Origin of the sequence: Cyclobacterium lianum, assembly GCF_900143075.1 — a bacterium.
In the GTDB taxonomy this organism is placed as follows: domain Bacteria; phylum Bacteroidota; class Bacteroidia; order Cytophagales; family Cyclobacteriaceae; genus Cyclobacterium; species Cyclobacterium lianum.
Map to the genome: position 1 here is coordinate 112,072 of NZ_FRCY01000008.1, position 18,783 is coordinate 130,854.

General features: G+C 47.3%; 19 protein-coding genes. 15 read left to right on the forward strand and 4 right to left on the reverse strand.

The genetic code is table 11. From position 1 onward, the window contains the following. Positions 1-62 precede the first annotated feature (62 nt). The 8 genes from BUB19_RS14200 to BUB19_RS14240 all read left to right on the forward strand — a co-directional run bounded on the left by BUB19_RS14200 (position 63) and on the right by BUB19_RS14240 (position 9,102). A complete protein-coding gene (locus tag BUB19_RS14200; RefSeq protein WP_073095231.1) occupies positions 63-500 on the forward strand; it encodes an OsmC family protein in 438 nt (145 codons plus the stop codon). A gap of 75 nt (positions 501-575) precedes the next feature. Further along, complete coding sequence (locus BUB19_RS14205) at positions 576-1,139, forward strand: CPBP family intramembrane glutamic endopeptidase (RefSeq protein ID WP_073095232.1); 564 nt, start codon at positions 576-578, stop codon at positions 1,137-1,139. Between the two features lie 276 nt (positions 1,140-1,415). Next, positions 1,416-2,402, forward strand: a complete 987-nt coding sequence (locus tag BUB19_RS14215) for an MraY family glycosyltransferase (RefSeq protein ID WP_073095234.1) — start codon at positions 1,416-1,418, stop codon at positions 2,400-2,402. A 196-nt stretch (positions 2,403-2,598) separates the two neighbouring features. After that, positions 2,599-3,765, forward strand: a complete 1,167-nt coding sequence (locus BUB19_RS14220; RefSeq protein ID WP_073095235.1) for an aminotransferase class I/II-fold pyridoxal phosphate-dependent enzyme — start codon at positions 2,599-2,601, stop codon at positions 3,763-3,765. After that, entirely contained in the window at positions 3,762-4,370 is a 609-nt protein-coding gene (locus tag BUB19_RS14225; RefSeq protein WP_317041590.1) for a sugar transferase, read from the forward strand. Before BUB19_RS14220 ends, BUB19_RS14225 begins: the two co-directional genes overlap by 4 nt. Beyond that, positions 4,363-4,989 (forward strand): acetyltransferase, encoded by a 627-nt coding sequence (locus BUB19_RS14230; RefSeq protein ID WP_317041591.1) that lies wholly within the window; start codon positions 4,363-4,365, stop codon positions 4,987-4,989. The genes BUB19_RS14225 and BUB19_RS14230 overlap by 8 nt, the downstream gene beginning before the upstream one ends. A 428-nt stretch (positions 4,990-5,417) precedes the next feature. Next, positions 5,418-7,031: a capsule assembly Wzi family protein gene (locus BUB19_RS14235; protein WP_084097311.1), complete on the forward strand. Its 1,614-nt coding sequence runs from the start codon at positions 5,418-5,420 to the stop codon at positions 7,029-7,031. Between the two features lie 154 nt (positions 7,032-7,185). Next, complete coding sequence (locus tag BUB19_RS14240) at positions 7,186-9,102, forward strand: polysaccharide biosynthesis protein (protein ID WP_073095238.1); 1,917 nt, start codon at positions 7,186-7,188, stop codon at positions 9,100-9,102. 309 nt (positions 9,103-9,411) lie between these two features. Here BUB19_RS14240 and BUB19_RS14245 read toward each other — a convergent pair whose 3' ends face one another. The 3 genes from BUB19_RS14245 to BUB19_RS24665 are packed head-to-tail and all read right to left on the reverse strand — an operon-like array spanning position 9,412 to position 11,280. Further along, entirely contained in the window at positions 9,412-10,317 is a 906-nt protein-coding gene (locus tag BUB19_RS14245; RefSeq protein ID WP_073095239.1) for an RraA family protein, read from the reverse strand. Positions 10,318-10,363: 46 nt separating this feature from the next. Further along, positions 10,364-11,110: a 3-oxoacyl-[acyl-carrier-protein] reductase gene (gene fabG / locus BUB19_RS14250; protein WP_073095240.1), complete on the reverse strand. Its 747-nt coding sequence runs from the start codon at positions 11,108-11,110 to the stop codon at positions 10,364-10,366. A gap of 41 nt (positions 11,111-11,151) precedes the next feature. Beyond that, on the reverse strand, positions 11,152-11,280 hold the full coding sequence (locus BUB19_RS24665) for a hypothetical protein (protein ID WP_262485841.1): 129 nt from the start codon (positions 11,278-11,280) through the stop codon (positions 11,152-11,154). 47 nt (positions 11,281-11,327) lie between these two features. Between BUB19_RS24665 and lpdA the strand changes: the two genes are divergently transcribed. The 6 genes from lpdA (at position 11,328) to BUB19_RS14280 (ending at position 17,112) form a co-directional block, all read left to right on the forward strand. Continuing rightward, on the forward strand, positions 11,328-12,725 hold the full coding sequence (lpdA, locus tag BUB19_RS14255; RefSeq protein ID WP_073095241.1) for a dihydrolipoyl dehydrogenase: 1,398 nt from the start codon (positions 11,328-11,330) through the stop codon (positions 12,723-12,725). Between the two features lie 58 nt (positions 12,726-12,783). Next, positions 12,784-13,317, forward strand: coding sequence for an RNA polymerase sigma factor (locus BUB19_RS14260; RefSeq protein WP_073095242.1), 534 nt, complete (start codon positions 12,784-12,786; stop codon positions 13,315-13,317). Beyond that, a complete protein-coding gene (locus BUB19_RS14265) occupies positions 13,317-14,153 on the forward strand; it encodes an anti-sigma factor (protein ID WP_073095243.1) in 837 nt (278 codons plus the stop codon). The genes BUB19_RS14260 and BUB19_RS14265 overlap by 1 nt, the downstream gene beginning before the upstream one ends. Before the next feature lie 168 nt (positions 14,154-14,321). After that, on the forward strand, positions 14,322-14,771 hold the full coding sequence (locus BUB19_RS14270) for a DUF2721 domain-containing protein (RefSeq protein WP_073095244.1): 450 nt from the start codon (positions 14,322-14,324) through the stop codon (positions 14,769-14,771). Positions 14,772-14,776: 5 nt separating this feature from the next. Then, positions 14,777-15,817, forward strand: a complete 1,041-nt coding sequence (locus BUB19_RS14275; RefSeq protein ID WP_073095245.1) for a threonine aldolase family protein — start codon at positions 14,777-14,779, stop codon at positions 15,815-15,817. A 32-nt stretch (positions 15,818-15,849) separates the two neighbouring features. Further along, positions 15,850-17,112 (forward strand): replication-associated recombination protein A, encoded by a 1,263-nt coding sequence (locus tag BUB19_RS14280; RefSeq protein ID WP_178371500.1) that lies wholly within the window; start codon positions 15,850-15,852, stop codon positions 17,110-17,112. Here BUB19_RS14280 and BUB19_RS14285 read toward each other — a convergent pair. After that, on the reverse strand, positions 17,106-17,549 hold the full coding sequence (locus tag BUB19_RS14285; RefSeq protein WP_073095314.1) for a hypothetical protein: 444 nt from the start codon (positions 17,547-17,549) through the stop codon (positions 17,106-17,108). The two genes, BUB19_RS14280 and BUB19_RS14285, sit on opposite strands and share 7 nt — an antisense overlap. Positions 17,550-17,655: 106 nt before the next feature. On the opposite strand from BUB19_RS14285, the gene BUB19_RS14290 reads away from it, so the two are divergent. Then, positions 17,656-18,228 carry a TlpA family protein disulfide reductase gene (locus BUB19_RS14290; protein ID WP_073095247.1) on the forward strand — a complete coding sequence of 191 codons (573 nt, stop codon included), beginning with the start codon at positions 17,656-17,658 and terminating at the stop codon, positions 18,226-18,228. The last annotated feature ends 555 nt before the right edge of the window (positions 18,229-18,783 follow it).

The window sequence follows — 18,783 nt, forward strand, 5'->3', positions numbered from 1 at the left end:
TTGCCAGATTATTGATATCTTGAATAAGTTTTAATCGATTAACCCATCAACAGAAAATTAACATGAAAAGAAAAGCAACAGCAATCTGGAAAGGAACAGGATTGGAAGGTAGTGGTACGCTGTCATCTCCCAGCGGTTTTTTTGACAAGTCTCCCTACAGCGCCAAGACCCGATTTGAAAACGAGGACGGCAGCAAGGGAACCAACCCCGAGGAAATGATTGCCGCCGCGCATGCCGGCTGTTTCAATATGGCACTCAGCTTTCAAATTGCGGGTAAGGATCTTAAAGCAGACGAATTGGACACCACCGCTACCGTTACGCTCGAAAAAGAGGAGGGTGGATTTTCTATTACTGGAATTGTATTGGACCTGAAAGGTAAGGTTTCTGGCATGGACGAGGCGCAGTTTACAGAACTTGCCGAAGCAGCCAAAGAAAACTGTCCTGTAAGCAAGGCGTTGGCCTCAGTTCCCATTACGCTGAATATTAGCTTCTCTTCCTGAGGTGGGAGAAGTTGATCATTATATTAAAAGTGTCGGAAGATCATTTCCGGCACTTTTTTAATTTTATTTCCACCTATGCATCAGAAAATGTGGATTTTGGGCTGGATAACCCTCCTGGGTTTTGGACTGGCCGGTTTGGCATTAGTGTATTTTTTTCAGGAACAGCAGCTCGCAGCACTCTGGGCAGGGAATTGGTCCTTTTCTGCACAACTTCTGGCAGGCGCGATGACGGGCTTTCTGGGGGCGCAATTGTCCAGGTGGCTGATTTTACGGCCGTTTTTTAGACAGGAGAGGGTCAGGTATCACAAGCTGATCAATCAGTGGAACTGGTCTGCGCGAGGTATAGTTTTCATTTCCTTTTGTGCCGGGCTGGGGGAGGAAATGTTTTTTCGTGCCGGGCTGCAACCCTTGCTGGGTTTGTGGCCCACAGCCGTAGTTTTTGTATTGATTCATGGTTATTTGAATCCCTTCAACTGGCGGATTAGTGTTTACGGTTTGCTTATGGTAGGCCTTATCGGAATTTTTGGGCATTTGTACGAGCAGGCTGGTATTTTATCAGCCATAACCGCACATGCTGTTTTTGATGCGGTACTTCTGTTTTGGATCACCTCAGGAAGGCTGAGACCAGGGAGCAATTGAGTAGGCATGTGTTTGCGCCCGCAGGAGGCCCAATCCCGCACAGCTGCCCCTCGGGATTTTCAATCCGATAAACGATTGGGAGAAGGCTACTAGGAGTTTTTAACTGTTGATGCTTCCGTCCGCAGGATTACAAATCCTGCATGCATTATCTGGGCTCGGAATTGCAAACTCCGAACTGTGTGCTCCCTGGAATTTGGATCCCCGCTGATTGTCCGCGACTCCATCCTTTTAATTACATAAAAAAAAGCTACCTTTGCACTGCTCTTTTTTAGATCCATGTACTACCAATACCCGCTTATTTTCGTTTTTTTCGTTGGAGCTTTGCTCCTTTACTTTCGACTGGCAAGTATTTTTGGCATCGTTGACAAACCTAACGAGCGTTCATCGCATACCCGCAGTACCATTCGTGGTGGGGGAATTGTCTTTGTACTTTCGGTAGTTCTGGCCTGGCTACTGGGGGCTGCCTCCTGGCAATTGGCCCTTGCCATTCTGCTGGTAGGAGGAGTCAGTATGTGGGACGATATCCGTCCACTCCATCAGTTGCCCCGTATTTCAGCGCATTTCCTGGCCACCGCATTGCTGCTGCTGGATCTTGGAAATGGGGCGAGCCTTGGGCTTTGGGTACCGCTCATCTTTTTCATGTTGATAGGCTGGACCAACCTATTCAATTTTATGGATGGGATCAACGGGATTACAGTACTCTATGCTCTGGTCAGCCTGGGTAGTTTTGCGCTGGTTCCGGAAATGGAGGCAGATCGTCATTTAATAATCTTTCTGAGTCTTTCCTGTCTGGCATTTGCCTGGTTCAATGTGCGGAAGAAGGCCTGGTGTTTTGCCGGAGATGTGGGGTCTGTCAGCCTGGCCATGGTGCTCGGCTACCTGATGATACGGTTGATCATTCTGACGGGCAATCCGGCCTACCTTTTTTTCTTTACACTATATGGCCTTGACGCGGTAATTACTTTGATTCTCCGCTTCTTCCGCGGGGAAAACATCTTTTTACCCCACCGCAGCCACCTGTACCAATATCTGGCCAACGAGGCCGGGCTGCCTCATGTTGTGGTAGCCGTGGCGTATGCCGGGCTGCAGTTGCTGATTAACGGGACATGGATGTATTTTATTGGATTGGACACCTTTCGATGGCTCCCTTCGGTGCTATTCATGCTGGCGGTAATTTTGGCATTTTTGCTGATCCGAAACCAGCTTATCAAAAAAATTGCAAAAAAAAATAAAAAAAATATTTCCAAAGGCTCAACAGGTTAAACCCGGCGTTCCGATTTTAGTTATCAGGAAAATGCACCAAACCTATAATAAAAAGTACTTGATTTTTTTGACGAAAAAATTATCTGATTTTGGTAATTTAAAAGCACAGCTCATCGCTTTCTATGGATTTCATATAATTTAAATTTAATAGAATTGTTACTATCTTTAGTCAGTTTTACCTGACTAATGCGTAAGAATGGAGAAACACACAGAAAGGATTCACCTGTCTTTTCCGGAATTTCAGGGGAATGAATTGTCGCACGTGATGGCGGCTATGGATGAGGGGAAAATTTCGACACATGGTGAATTCATAGAGGCTTTTGAACAACGCCTGGCCGGTTTGTTTCAGGCAGAGCATGTGGTGGCCATCAATTCTGGTACCTCAGCAATACACCTGGCGCTTCACTTACTCGGCGTTGGTCATGGAGATGAGGTCCTCTGTCAAAGTTTTACATTTATCGCCTCGACCAATCCCATTGTTTATCAGGGTGCCAATCCGGTACTGGTAGACAGCGAAAGAGATACCTGGAATATGTGTCCGGATATACTGGAAGAAACGATCAAAAAACGCCTTGCCATCGGCAAACGCCCCAAAGCAATTCTGGTGGTCAATCTCTTCGGAATGCCGGCTAAATGGGGTCGGATTCGGGAAATTAGTCAAAAATATCAGATACCGGTGATAGAGGATGCGGCAGAGGCCGTGGGTTCGGCTATAAGAGGACAACATGCCGGTACTTTCGGTGATCTGGGTATTTTTTCATTTAATGGCAATAAGATTATCACAACAGGAAGTGGTGGGGCATTGCTTACTGACAACAGATTTATGGCCAAGAAGGCATCTTATCTTTCCACCCAGGCGAAGCTTGATTACCCTCACTATGAGCATTCGGAACTGGGTTTTAATTATAAGATGAACAATATTGCAGCCGGGATAGGACTGGCCCAGTTGGAAGCCCTACAGGATAGGGTAGCGAGGCGAAGGTTTATTTATCAGCGGTACAAGAAATACTTGCAGGACCTGCCTGGCATACAGTTTTTGGATGAACCGCAGGGATATTTTTCCAACCGATGGCTGACTACCTTGCTCATACAACCACAGGAAACAGGATTTTCCGCCAGAGAGCTGATGCTTACCCTCGGGGACCAGAATATTGAATCCAGATTGCTTTGGAAGCCCATGCACCTGCAGCCCTTGTACAGGCAAAGCCCTTTTTATGGGACAGGAGTTTCGGCAGCACTGTTTTCTCAGGGCATTTGCCTGCCCAGCAGTACCGGATTGTCCGACGCCGAAATGGGGCGGGTATTGGACGTGATATTCTCTTTACACGGTGACAGCTTAAGGGCTTCTGAAAAAATGTTATGATGATGGGGAAAAGAATTTTTGATTTTCTGGCGGCTCTTTTTTTATTGTTGGTGCTTTCTCCGCTTATTTTGGTCTTGTTTTTCCTGATCTGGTCGAGGAGGCAAGGACCTGTTTTATTCAGGCAAACCCGCACAGGGCAATATGGCAGACCATTTACCTTGTTGAAATTCCGAACCATGACCGACGAGCGGGACAGCATTGGACGACTTCTTCCAGATGAAGAAAGGTTTACCCGGCTGGGGCGATGGATGAGACAAAATTCTTTGGATGAACTGCCACAATTATTTTGCATACTGGCTGGCAAAATGAGCCTGGTCGGACCCAGGCCGCTGTTGCCAGAGTACCTCCCCCTGTATTCTGCCGCTCAGAATCGCCGCCATGAGGTTTTGCCCGGCATTACCGGACTGGCACAGGCCAAGGGACGTAATAGCCTGCGCTGGGAAGATAAATTCCGATTCGATACCTGGTATGTAAACCACCGCACCTTTATACTGGACCTCTGGATTCTTTTCCTGACGATCCGCCCGCTGATCAGGCAGGAACACATATATCCATCGGATAGCCGCTCAGTAATTCCCTTCAGGGGAAATAAACAAAGTGCCTGAACAAGTAGAACCTTTTGCCATATCCATGTATATTATCGGTGCATCTGGCCATGCTAAAGCAATTATCGACCTTCTAGGCGCAGATACGGAGCTGACTGGTATATTTGACGATAATCCTGCTTTGTCCCGTTTGATGGAATTTCAGGTTCTGGGGCCGGTACCGGATGATTTCATTTTTGACCAACCCCTGTTAATAGCTGTGGGCACCAACAGTCATCGGAAAGCCCTCTACCTGCGTTATCGTGACCGCGCAGAGTTTGCTACGCTTGTTCATAGTACGGCTGTCTTGAGTAAGCGGGCATCGCTGGGAGCGGGTACGGTCCTTATGGAAGGGGCCATTGTAAAGGCAGACAGCCATGCAGGCAAGCAGGTAATTATCAACACCAGGGCATCGGCAGATCATGATTGCAGGCTTTCGGATTTTGTACACCTGGCACCCGGAGCTATTTTATGTGGTGGGGTGCAGGTGGGCGAGGGTAGTCTGGTTGGTGCCGGCAGTACCGTATTGCCCGGAATACAAATCGGGTCCTGGGTCACAATAGGCGCCGGGTCGGTGGTGACCCGAAATGTGCCCGATGGCCGTACCTGGATTGGAAATGGCCTAAAAGGGACAGAGTGAAGAACCCGGCAGGGTGTACACCTTCTCTTCCTCAGGATCACAATTTCTGTTTTACCTGACTTGCCATTACAAATTCCTACCAGACGCTCTGTCTCCCCGCGGGGATTGGCAATCCTCAGATTCAGATTATGGGAGATATGCTTTGCTCGTAAAGCCAAAGTAACCTGTGAAATTCTCTACATCATTTATTACTTGCCCTCCCGGGACCGCAAAGCCTGCTTAATCTCAATTTGATATTCCAAATGTGGGGTCGTTGGGGCGTTGACCTACCGTTTCCTACATTTGCACCCATGCGGTCCGATATGGGGCCAGAGATCACACATGGGCTATTTACCCAAATCGATTCTTCAGGGGCCGGGAATGAAGACCGAATTTAAGATTCCCAATCTTTCCCGCTTTTATTAAAAAAATTTTATCTTTCGCCACAGATGCTACGAACCCTATCCTTTCTTTGCCTTTTACTTGTCGGTACAGGGATGCAGTCCCTCCAGGCTCAGGTCTTCGCAGGCGAGCCCATGTTGGAAGAAGCCGGCAGAAGGGCTCAGCTTCTGAATATGGGAGAAAATCGCGCCAGCTATACCCTCCGCCCCTTTGCAATGCCGCTTTCCCGACTGGTGGAGGGAGACAGCCTGCCGGCTGGAAGAGAAATAAAGGAAAATTGGAAATTATTGCCGCTCAGAGCTTCTTTGGGGCATGCGGGAAAACGGCCCTATGGGGCATATCCGTATTTGACGGTTCCTTCCCGGGGTCCCCAGCTTTGGCTGAATCCAGGCCTGCAATACGAAAAGGACTGGTTGGAGTTCCGTTTTCAGCCAGAGTTGGTATTTGCGCTAAACCGTTCCTACCAGGGGTTTCCTGACTCATATGGCCTGCCCACCAACCGCAAATACTTCCGGTATCCGAACACCATCAATTACCCTGAGCGCTTCAATAGGGGAGCCTTGTTGCGTATGGGATGGGGGCAAACCAAGCTGGCTGCCCATTGGCGCAAATGGGAGCTGAGCCTGGGGACCAACAGCATTTGGTGGGGCCCGGGACAATTTCATTCCCTGATCTTCAGCCACCATGCGCCTGGTTTTCCGCACTTCAGTATAGGTACCAGAAGTCCGCTACCAACTTTTTTGGGTTCTTTCGAAACACAACTGTTGTTTGGGAGGCTGCAAAGCACGGCATATGATCCAGTTCAGGAGGAGAGTCTCAATCAGCAATTTTATCGCCAGCACCGCAAAGACCCCCGCTACCTGAATGCCTTGCTTTTTACCTGGTCTCCCAAATGGATCGACGGTTTATCTCTTGGATTTTCCCGGACTTTCCAGATTTACAACAGGGACCGGCCTTCTGGCCTGAGGGCACTCGCCCCGGTCATCATGCCACTGATTAAGGAAAACTATGGTTTCGTCAACGCCAATGGCGAATGGGATCAGCAAATAGCCGTGTTCGGGAGATGGCTGTTGCGTCTGGTGCAATCGGAGCTTTACTTCGAATATGGACGCCGCGATCATGCATTAAACTGGCGCGAGTTTTTTCTCAATCCCGAACATGCCCGGGCATATCTGCTGGGCTTCACGAAAATCTGGACATTGCAAAATGGACATTTTCAGTTGCGCGGAGAAATGACGCAGCAGCAGGAATCGATCAATCGGCTGGTCCGCTATGCGGGCAATGCCGGCTTGACCTGGCACGGGCATTCCAGATTGCGTGGTTTTACCCACCGGGGCGAACCGCTGGGTGTGGGTCTGGGGCCGGGCAGTAATATGCAGACAATAGAGCTGGCATATTTTAAGGATTGGAAGAAGGTCGGGGTACGTTTTGACCGCGTGGCGAGAAATGCAGATTTCTATTATGCGGCAAATGGAGAGGATGCATCGCTGGCGCCCTGGACCGATCTGGCCCTGGCGTTGTTTTGGGAGAAAAAAATAAAGAACATTAACTTTTCAGCTAGCGGCCAGTTTATCAAGTCCCATCATTACCAGTGGCAGGCTGTAGCACCGGCAAGCAGGAATTTCACCCTGCAGCTTCAGGCCGTGTATCATTGGCAATAAAAAGCCAAACGAAGTCAGCGGAAAGCGTCTCAGTTCGGGAAAGATATTTTCAATAAAGTATTTTTCAAAGATAACTTATGGCTTTTTTGTAAGAGTAAAAACCATTATCTTTGGCAGGTATTTGTTGACAGCTACTAACCGTAAGTTTTTATCCATGTTTTTTTCAAAGAAAATAAACATTCTGCCCAGATGGCTTATCGCATGTCTTGACTCGATCATTCTCTTTATTTCCATTTTTTTCGCATATTTTCTGGCCACCAATTTTGATTGGCTGCAAATGGCCAATTTGCAGGTGTTTCAGGGATCAATGACCTTTGTATTTGTAGGTCTTCTGGTCATGTTCCTGACAAAAAGTTATACCGGAATCGTACGGCATACCGGGATAATGGATGGGATGCTTATCTTACGTACGGTGGGTTTCACGGTACTGGTCGTAGGCTTGTTAAACTTTCTACTCGTATTTATTAATGGTAGCGGGCGGGTAGTTCCATTCGCTGTACTGATCATTGGAGGCATGCTCTCTTTGTTTTTTCTGATTACCTATCGCTTGCTGGTCAAAGATTTTTTCAGAAAAAACAAACTCAAGGGGATGGATCTTCCGAAAAAGAAAATTTTGATCTATGGAGCCGGAGAAGCGGGTAGCATTACCTACAGGGCGGTAGTAAAGGACAGTCATTACCGGTATTTGGTCTACGGATTCCTGGACGACGACCCACGTAAGAAGGGCAAGTATTTTGAAGGATTGCCGGTATTTGGAAATGTTGATGAATTGGCCGATTTGTCGGCAAAGTATGAGCTGGAAGAGTTGATCATTGCCATTATTGAGCTTACTCCAAAACGTAGAAGGGAGATTATTGACGCTTGTATTGCATTGGATATCCATGCCATGACCATACCTCCTGTAAATCAATGGGTTGGAGGGAACCTTAGCCCAGGGGCGCTGAGGGATGTCAAAATAGAAGACTTACTTGGTCGGGAGTCAATTTGTCTGAAAAATAAAAAGGTGTCTGGAATGATATCCGGGAAACGGGTATTGGTCACAGGTGCAGCAGGCTCAATTGGGAGTGAATTGTCCCGCCAAATTGCCCGGTGCGCACCAGAAATGTTGATCCTATTGGATATTGCCGAATCTCCCTTGCACGACCAGGAAGTATTTATCCGGAACGAATTCAGGGACTTGCCCCTGCATGCGGTATTAGAGGATGTTACTAACCTTGAAGGTGTCAAACGGGTATTTGAAAATTTCCAACCGGAATACGTGTTCCATGCGGCTGCTTTAAAGCATGTGCCGATGATGGAAAAGTACCCGGCCAAGGCCGTACAGTGCAACCTGCTGGGCACTAAAAATGTCGCCGATTGTGCACTGGCATTTGGTGTAAAAAAGATGGTCATGGTCAGTACCGATAAAGCTGTGAATCCCACCAATGTGATGGGTGCAAGCAAAAGGCTGGCCGAAATGTACGTGCAATCCCTGGATAAATTTCAAAAGGAACAGCACCAAGAAAGTACAGGTTTTATTACGACCCGCTTTGGGAATGTCCTTGGATCAAACGGTTCAGTAATCCCGCTGTTTAAACGGCAATTGAAAAGTGGAGGGCCCCTTACCGTTACCGATCCGGATGTCACCCGTTACTTTATGACAATCCCGGAGGCCTGTGACCTGGTACTGGAGGCTGGCGTTATGGGAAATGGGGGAGAGATCTACGTTTTTGATATGGGTGAGCCGATCAGGATTATTGATCTTGCCAGGAAGATGATTTACCTCAGTGGCAAGAAACCAGGAAAAGATATCGAGATTGAGATCACCGGACTGCGTCCTGGAGAAAAACTATACGAAGAGGTATTGGATTCCGGAGAATTGTCTGTGGAAACCCATCACCCAAAAATCAAGATAGCACTTGTCCGGCCGGGCAATTACCAGGAAATCAAGAGAAAAATGCTCTTGTTTGAAACACTGTTCGATCCCGAAGATGAGATGCAACTGGTTGGACACATGAAAAAAATGGTGCCGGAATACATCAGTAAAATGTCCCGCTTCGAACTACTGGATGGACAGAAAATAGAAAAATAGTTTCTCCGATTGAAACCGCTCCCCAGCATTTGTGATCTCGTGGTTGAGATAACGGGAGCTTTGTAATCCCCGCAACGGTATTGGGATTGGTGTACGGCGTATTTAATTATTAAATATTGCGTCAGCAGGGTTTGCAATCCCGAGGACAGATAATAAAGGATTTGTAATCCCGGCAAGCTGCAAGTGATCCCCTTTACACATACCCGTTTAGTACCGCATCCGGTTCGCCGGATTCCAAATCCTGCATTATATGGGTTAGGACTTAAAAATTCCGAACAGCCCTGCCGGTAGCTGTAAGAGCTGCTACCCTCAGGGTTTGTTGGGGTCTTCCGGTAAGCCGTGCTTTCTAAAGAAGCTGGCAGGATCCTCCGGTACAGCCACCGTTTGGTCATAGGTCCTTCCGGTTTTCTCAAAAAGCTCCCTTCTGCCTTTGATGTCATCTACCAGCTCCATGTATGCAATCTGTCCTACCCGGACAGCCACCCGCCGGGGTACCACCACAACACCGTCTGAGTCTGCCACGATCACATCTCCGGGGTAGACCGTGCATCCGCCAACCACTACCGGCCGCTGTACATCGATCACCTCATTTCGTCCTATGCGCTCACCTCTTCCCCTTTTGCTGTAGTCGGTATACACCGGATTTTTTTGCCGGATGATCTCGTCTATGTCGCGGACTCCACCGGCAGAAACCAGACCGACGGCTCCTTTCTCCTGCCAGTCCATGATATTTTTTGATCCGGTTGATCCGGTGTCATTGTCATCCCTGTTGTCCATGACTACCACGGTACCCGGTTTGATAAATTCGCCGAATGGCTCAGCAGACAATTGGGAGTACCACATACCACGCCACTGCCGGTATACCTCATAATTTTCCGGTTGGGTCAGGTCAGCTCCCGGGTGCATGGGCCTGTTGGTAGGCCCGTAGCGGACGGTCACGGCTATGCCGGAAAAGCGATGCGCCATGGTTTCCACATCCCGCCACAAGGGAGCAATATCGGGCTTCATGACTCCCACATCCATATAGCCTACGGTGACCAGGCCATCAACGACATCCGTGACCCGGGCTCCCTTATACAATTCAAGCAGCACCTCATCGGATACTTCTACAGCTTCCTGGGCATAGCCCGTGTTGCTACAGTAGAAAGGCGATACCAGAAAAGTAATCGCCAGAAACCTGAGGGAATTTCGGGAAAGAGATCTCAGCAAATTCATAGTTATTTTGGGTTTAAAGGTTTGTTCAAATGGGTGATCAAATCGATCAGGTATACATGGCTCCGTTGACCTGCAGGGTTTGCCCGGAAATATAGGTGCTCATGTCGGAACCCAGAAACACACAGGCGTCGGCCACTTCTTCAGGCTTTCCACCCCTTTTCATAGGAATGGCATCCCGCCAGCCCTGAACGGTCTTTTCATCAAGGACGGCAGTCATTTCCGTTTCTATGAAGCCCGGCGCAATGGCATTGCAGCGGATATTTCTGGAGCCAAGTTCCAGTGCCACGGATTTGGTAAAGCCAATAATTCCAGCTTTGGAGGCGGCATAATTGGCCTGCCCGGCATTTCCTTTGATACCCACTACAGAGGTGATGTTGATAATAGAACCTGCCTTTGCTTTCATCATGCTGCGGGTTACTGCTTTTACGGTGTTGAAGCAGGACTTCAGGTTGATGTTGATCACCTCGTCCCAGTGTTCTTCGCTCATCCGCATCAGCAGGTTGTCCCGCGTGATCCCGGCATTGTTTACAAGGATATCAATGCCTCCCAATTCCGCCTGTACATCTGAGATGAGCTGCTCAGCAGCTTTAAAATCAGCCGCATCCGACCTATAGCCCCTGGCCTTTATACCATAGGCAGACAGCTCCTTCTCCAGCTCCTGACCTTTCTCTACACTGGACAAAAAAGTAAAGGCTACGTCAGCACCTTCTTCTGCAAAACGCATGGCAATGGCTCTTCCGATACCTTTGGAAGCCCCGGTTACCAGGGCCTTTTTTCCTGTAAGTAATCCCATATTCAAAATTTTTAGGTTTTTTCTTTTCCAAAAATAGGTATTTATTCCAAAACTTCGGAGAAGACAACCTCAAAAATGCTTTCTCCATCTTCGGTGTTTTTCTCAGGTGCTGTACTTTCATTGGGAATCTGCCAGCTTTGATTATCAAAACCAAATTTTTTTCTGAACATTATTATTATAAATTTGCATAGCAAAAAAAGAAATAAAATCGAATCATATGTCTTCAACAAAATTTGATGTCATTGTGCTGGGCAGTGGTCCAGGAGGTTATGTAGCAGCAATCCGTGCCTCTCAACTGGGGCTGAAAGTGGCTGTGGTAGAGGCTGAAGAACTGGGAGGTATTTGTCTCAACTGGGGTTGTATCCCTACCAAGGCCCTGATCAAAAGTGCCCAGGTGTTTGAATACATCAACCATGCTTCAGATTACGGCATTTCTGTGAACAAGGCAAGTGTCAAGTTTGAAGACATGATCAAAAGAAGCCGCGATGTAGCCAATGGCATGAGCAAAGGTGTTCAGTTTTTGATGAAGAAGAATAAAATTGAGCAACTCCTCGGCTGGGGAAAGGTGAAGCCCGGAAAAAAGGTGGAAGTGGAAGACAAGGACGGTAAGAAAACCGAATACAGCGCGGATCATATCATCATCGCCACAGGCGGCAGGTCCAAAGAGCTACCGGCACTGAAAATTGATAACAAGAAGATTGTCGGTTATCGCAAGGCTATGACACTGGACAAAATGCCTAAAAAGATGGTGGTCGTGGGCTCGGGTGCCATTGGAGTTGAATTTGCCTATGTGTACAGTTCCATAGGAGTGGAAGTCACCATAGTGGAATTTCTCGACCGCATTGTGCCTAATGAAGATGAGGAAGTATCCAAAGCCCTGGAGAAAATCTACAAGAAAAAAGGGATAAAGGTCATGACCAGTGCAGAGGTGACGCAGGTAGATACCAAGGGATCTGGCTGTAAGGTGACCGTAAAGACGAAAGAGGGAGAGGAAAAAATCGATTGTGACCTGGTGCTTTCTGCTGTGGGTGTGGTATCCAATGTGGAAAATTGTGGTTTGGAAGATGTTGGCATCCTGGTAGACAAGGGTAAAATCAAGGTAGATGAATATTACAATACCAATATGCCCGGATACTATGCCATAGGAGATGTGGTCGCAGGTCCTGCCCTGGCGCATGTGGCCTCTGCTGAGGGCATCATTTGTGTGGAAAAGATTGCAGGTGAAAATCCCGAGCCTTTGGATTACAACAATATCCCCGGTTGTACCTATTGTTTGCCCGAAATCTCATCTGTGGGCTATACGGAGGCAAAAGCCAAAGAAGCGGGATATGAACTGAAAATTGGTAAATTTCCCTTTTCGGCTTCAGGTAAGGCTTCTGCAGCCGGGGCAAAGGATGGCTTTGTAAAGCTTATTTTTGATGCCAGGTACGGAGAGCTGCTGGGAGCACACATGATAGGCTACAATGTCACCGAAATGATAGCCGAGATTGTGGCCATCAGAAAGCTGGAGACTACGGGCCATGAATTGATCAAGACAGTTCACCCGCATCCCACCATGTCAGAAGCCGTGATGGAGGCTGCTGCCGCAGCATATGGTGAAGTGATACACCTTTAAGCACTGCTTTGGGGAAGCGCAGAAAATTGAAACCGTCAACTACTGACCAACAGGTTTTTTGGAAGAACATGCATTGATACAGGGGCTCAGGGCCAGAGACAGACAGGTTCAGGAATATTTGTACGAAAAATATTCCGGTGCTTTGTTTGGCATTATCTGCCGGATCATTTATGATGCGGATCTGGCAGAGGAAGTGTTTCACGACGCCTTCCTGAAGATCAACCAAAAGATCGATAGCTACGACCCCGCCAAGGGGCGACTGTATACATGGATGGCCAATATTTGCCGGAATTCGGCGATCGATAAAACGAGGTCCAAAGAATTTTCAAAAAGCAGTAAGACCAATACCATAGATGATTACGTATATGCTATGGAAAGCGGGTCAGACACAGCAGCGGCAGTGGATGGAATCGGCGTCAGGGAATTGATGGAAGATCTGAACGAGGAGCAAAGATTTATTATGGAATGTATCTATTTCAAAGGCTACACCCATACCGAAGTAGCCGAAAAATACAACATTCCTCTGGGGACAGTTAAATCCAGGGTCCGGTCCGCGATCAATGTGTTGAAAAAGAAAGCTGATATAATCTAGTGGATATCCAAAACTACATATCGTCCGGAAAATTGGAGCTTTTCGTTTTGGGTGACCTCAACGAAACGGAGCAGCAGGAAGTACTTTCCATGGCCAGGAAATATCCTGAAATACAGGAAGAGCTAAAGGCCATAGAAGCTGCCATGTTTGCCTTTGACAAAGCTTCCGGAAAGAAGCCCTCTGCGGAAGTAAAAGATAGAATTTTCTCCAGCCTTGAAGCTTCCCTTCCCGCTCAGGAGTCTCCGGACCGGCCTGGTCGGCCGGAATCTGTGGAAAAGGAAGTAAAACTATATCCCGGAGCAAATCCATGGAAACCTTTTGCAGTGGCTGCTTCCCTTACTGCGGTATTGGCGATAGCTGCTGCCGCTTATTTTGCTTACAGCTATTTTGACGCGGAGGAAAGGTATGCAGTGGCACTGGAGCAAAACGCCATTCTGGCCGATGATGCCCGGAGCAATCAGGTCAGGTTTGATGAGCTGGATCAAAGTATGGAGCGCTTGCTCTCCGGTAATTTTGAACGGATTCCAATGAAGGGAGAGGGACTTCCCATGCAGGAAGATGCCCTTGTGGATGTATTCTGGGATAAAGAGAGTAGTGAAGTACTGCTTTCGGTAAACCAGCTTGCTGATCTCGATGAAAACAGCGATTACCAGCTATGGGCTATAGGAGCAGATGGACCTGTAGGTATAGGACTGGTTAACCCCTCCGAGAGGCTGAACCTGCAGCACATGCAGGCTGCAGGAGCAGCGCAGGCCTTTGCCATTACCATAGAGCCCCGGGGAGGTAGTGAAAGTCCCACACTGGAAAAGCTGGTGGTGCTGGGAGAGGTTAGCTAAAAACCGTTTTATCGTTAAAGGATTTGTCCGGCAGTATCTGTCGGGTATCCCGGATACCACTACCATTGTAGCAAGCCCTGGTTTCCGCATTAGCACCAGGATCGCCTGAAAGGTTGACGGGATTTTTATTTATTTTAACTTGTGGCCGGAACGCTCCCAAACCCAAATATGGAACTACAACTATCAACACCCGGGCTGCTCTTTTCAGCCATTACACTGCTGATGCTCGCTTATACCAATCGTTTTCTGGCCATGGCCAACCTGATCCGTGGCTTGCATGAAAGATACCTGGAAAACAGCGGTCAGGAAAACGTACTGATCGGCCAGATAAAAAACCTTCGAAAGCGCTTATACATGATCAGAAACATGCAGATTTTTGGGGTATTGAGTTTTCTGCTCTGCGTAATATGCATGTTTCTGCTTTACCAGGAATTCATCACCGCTGCCAATTGGGTCTTTATGGGAAGCATGCTCTGTCTGTTGATTTCCCTGGCCATATCCCTGATGGAACTCCAGATTTCGAACCATGCACTAAACCTGGAATTACTGGACATGGAGGATGTGCTCAACCGTCAGGGTGGCGGGAGTTTGGATCAATTTTTTACCAAAAAAGACTAAACAGCATGTCGGAGGAAAATTGGGTCATAGACCTGCGCAGTGATACCCTTACCCAGCCTACCAGGGAAATGAAGGAAGCCATGATGATGGCCAGTCTGGGAGACGATGTTTTTGGCGAGGACCCTACAGTACGGCAGCTGGAAGCAAAACTCGCTGGCATATTTGGCATGGAAGCGGGGCTTTTCTGCCCCTCCGGAACCATGACCAACCAGATCGCTATCCGGCTGCATACGCAGCCCCAGACAGAGGTAGTATGCCACAAACAGTCTCACATTTACCTCTACGAGGGAGGAGGCATCATGTCCAATAGCCACGCTTCCGTTAGATTATTGGATGGAGAACTGGGTAAAATTGATGCAGAAAGCATCCGGCATGTCATCAATCCTGACGACGATCATGCGCCGGAAACAGCATTGGTTTCCCTGGAAAATACCATGAATAAGGGTGGAGGAAGCGTTTACCATCTGGCGGAAGTACGTCCCATCAGGCAGTTATGCAAAGAAACCGGACTCAAGCTGCATCTGGATGGTGCCCGCCTTTTTAATGCACTGATCCATTCCGGAGACCGCGCCTATGAATGGGGCAGGATGTTTGACACCATTTCTATCTGCCTCAGCAAGGGCCTGGGATGTCCGGTAGGCTCAGTACTGCTGGGAAAGCAGTCGGATATCAAAAAAGCCCGTAAGATTCGAAAAGCAATGGGAGGGGGCATGCGCCAGGCAGGGATGTTGGCAGCGGCAGGTATTTACGCCCTGGATCATCATGTGTCCAGACTGGAAGATGACCATATACGGGCCAGGATCATAGGTGAGATCATGCAGAAGCTTCCCCATGTTCGGGAAATTTTGCCGGTATCGACCAATATTCTGATTGCCCGCCTGGATAAAATAAGCCCCGAATCCTTTTTGGAGCAATTGGCTGAGAAGAATATCCGGGCAGTGAAATTCGGAAATGATCAGATCCGAATGGTGACCCATTTGGATATTGAAGACCGGCACCTGGAAGCCCTGGAGGCCAGGCTGGCCAATTGGAAAAGTACCTTGTAAAATCCACAAATTAAAGCTTATTATCATCCATGATGGACCAGACACCCCTCGCAGAACGCATGCGGCCGGCAAGGCTCGAAGACCTGATTGGGCAGGAGCACCTTTCTGGTCCCGGGACTTTCCTGTACAAAGCAATTAGGGCCGGTACCGTGCCGTCTCTGATTCTTTGGGGCCCTCCGGGGGTGGGTAAAACGACGATCGCCAACATCATCGCCAATGAAGTCAGGGCTCCCTTCTATACCCTGAGTGCCATCAGTTCTGGCGTGAAAGATATCCGCGAGGTGATACAGAAGGCCCGTTTTCAGCAGGGAGTAGTACTTTTCATCGATGAAATCCACCGCTTCAATAAATCTCAGCAGGATGCTTTACTCGGGGCAGTAGAGAAAGGTACCATCCGGCTAATAGGAGCCACGACGGAAAATCCTTCTTTCGAAGTAAATGCGGCCCTGCTCTCCCGCTGTCAGGTGTTCACCTTAAACCCATTGGGAAGGAAGGAGCTGGAAGCCATGATGCGGCAAGCCCTGGAACACGATACCGTGCTCAAAAATAAAAAAGTGGTATTGAAAGAAACCGATGCCCTTTTGAAAATCTCAGGGGGCGATGGAAGGAAATTGCTCAACCTACTGGAAATGGTCATTGAGAGCTTCCGGGAGGAAGAAATCCTGGTCGAAAATGAACGTGTCATGCAGGTATCGCAACAGAAAGTGGCCCTGTACGATAAATCGGGAGAACAGCACTACGACATCATTTCGGCCTTCATCAAGTCTATCCGTGGCTCTGACCCCAATGCAGCGGTTTATTGGCTGGCCAGAATGATTGAGGGAGGAGAGGACCTGAAGTTTATTGCCAGGAGACTGATAATACTGGCCTCTGAAGACATAGGAAACGCCAATCCAAATGCCTTACTTCTTGCAACCAATTGTTTTCAGGCCGTGAATATCATTGGCTATCCGGAAGCGAGGATCATTTTGTCACAATGTGTCACCTACCTGGCGTCCAGTCCCAAGAGCAATGCCAGCTACACAGCCATCAATCAGGCACAGGCATTGGTGCGGCAGGAGGGAGATTTGCCCGTGCCCCTGCACCTGCGTAATGCACCTACAAAACTGATGAAAGACCTGGATTACGGCAAATCCTATCAATATGCCCATGATTTTGAAAACAATTTCATCCATCAGGAGTATTTGCCTGACGAATTAAAAAATACCAAGCTCTATGACCCCGGCAACAATGCACGGGAAAATGACCTGCGAAAGCAGTTGCGGCTATTATGGGGTAAGAAATATGGCTACTGATTTTCCTTGCCAAATGTATATCGCAGTCCAATCAGGGCCCTGAAGCTGAAGTTAAAAGCGTACATGGGCGTCCCTTCCAGCAATAGAGAAAACTGACGGTGGGCTGCTATCGGCTTGATACTGAGTCCCACAGGTAGTCCAAATCTACCATCGTCAAATTCTGTATAACCCACCATTAATCCGGCATGGGCATTGTACCAGTCACTTTGTTTGAAGTTGTAATGCCCCAGGGCTTCCAGTCCGATATAGGGATTAATCACATCGCCCGCCAGTATACGGGCTTCTCCAAAAATCGTATTTTCCGGATTGGTGCCCAAACCAATATGGTTCAGAATGCCTCCCTGATAAATGCCTACATGCACCTGTGCTTTAAGAAGAGTGGTTTGGATAAAAAATAAGCATAGAAGAATAAGAATTAAAAGTCTGGATTTTTTCATGTTTTTTTTACAAATGTAAATAAATCTTTCGTTATTCATAAGCTTGTGAGAAAAGTCACGGGATGTTTTCCTGAAAAAAGGTAGTTTTGTTGAAAATTAGCCGTTTATGAATTGGAAGAAAGAATTAAAAAGCTGGGGTATCATGCTGGGGATTTTTGGCTTTTTGTACTTTTCAGGCCTGATTACTCCTATCGTGGGCGGGCTGCAATCTGTGTTGCTCTCTACCGGGCTGATCAAGCCCATGGTGCTTCTGGAAAACAAAGAGAAGGAAGCATTCGATTTTACCGGACAGTTTCTCGACGAATATGGTGACCGGGTAGGTCTTTCCCAGTACCGGGGAAAGACCATCTTCATCAATCTGTGGGCGACCTGGTGTCCTCCCTGCAGGGCAGAAATGCCGCACATTTCCAGTCTTTATGACAAGGTAAAGGACGATGAAAAGGTGGTTTTTCTCATGATTGCCCTGGATGATGATTTTAACAAAAGCATTGAATTTGTTGAGGATCGAGAGTTTTCCTTTCCCATTGTCCATGCCGCATACGGCCTCAATCCTTCGCTTCAGAGTCAGGCCATTCCTACCACTCTGGTCGTCAGTCCGGAAGGAGAAATTGTTTTCTACCAGGAAGGCATGAGCAATTTTGACAATCAGGAATTTCAGGACTTCCTGCAGGGGCTCTAGCCTAAACGCATTTCTTTATTCTCTTCCTCCTAATCCTGTTCCGATTTGATGTTTCCCCCCGGGCCAGCTGGCGTCTATTTGTCAATTTCCTCGGTAACGCAAAAAACAGAAAAGTAAATAAAAAAATTATTTAAGTTATATAAATTGGATAGGTTAAATCTTTTTGGTTCTCGGGGTTGAGATATAAATTTAATGATCCACTTTTCGCTCCATAATAAAAATTTGAATAAAAAAAAACCGGATGCTAAAAAAAATAAGTTTTCGGAATTTCTAACTTTTGTTTTTTCATTATTTTTTCTTACATAAAATGGTTTTCTAAGATATTATTTGAAATATTCCAAGAATATATAATTTTTAAGTGTTTTAAAAAATGTGTATAAACTTCCCCAAATTGTTGTCAAAAACCACATCAAAAAATTTTTAAATCAAAAAATTTGTTTTTTAAATACACATATACGTTTTTTGAATTTCGAGTAAACATTAGTTCACGATAGTCTTTGTATTTTTTACCATCTTGTTAGAATACAATAGTCTGCTTTGCTGATGTAAGATTCT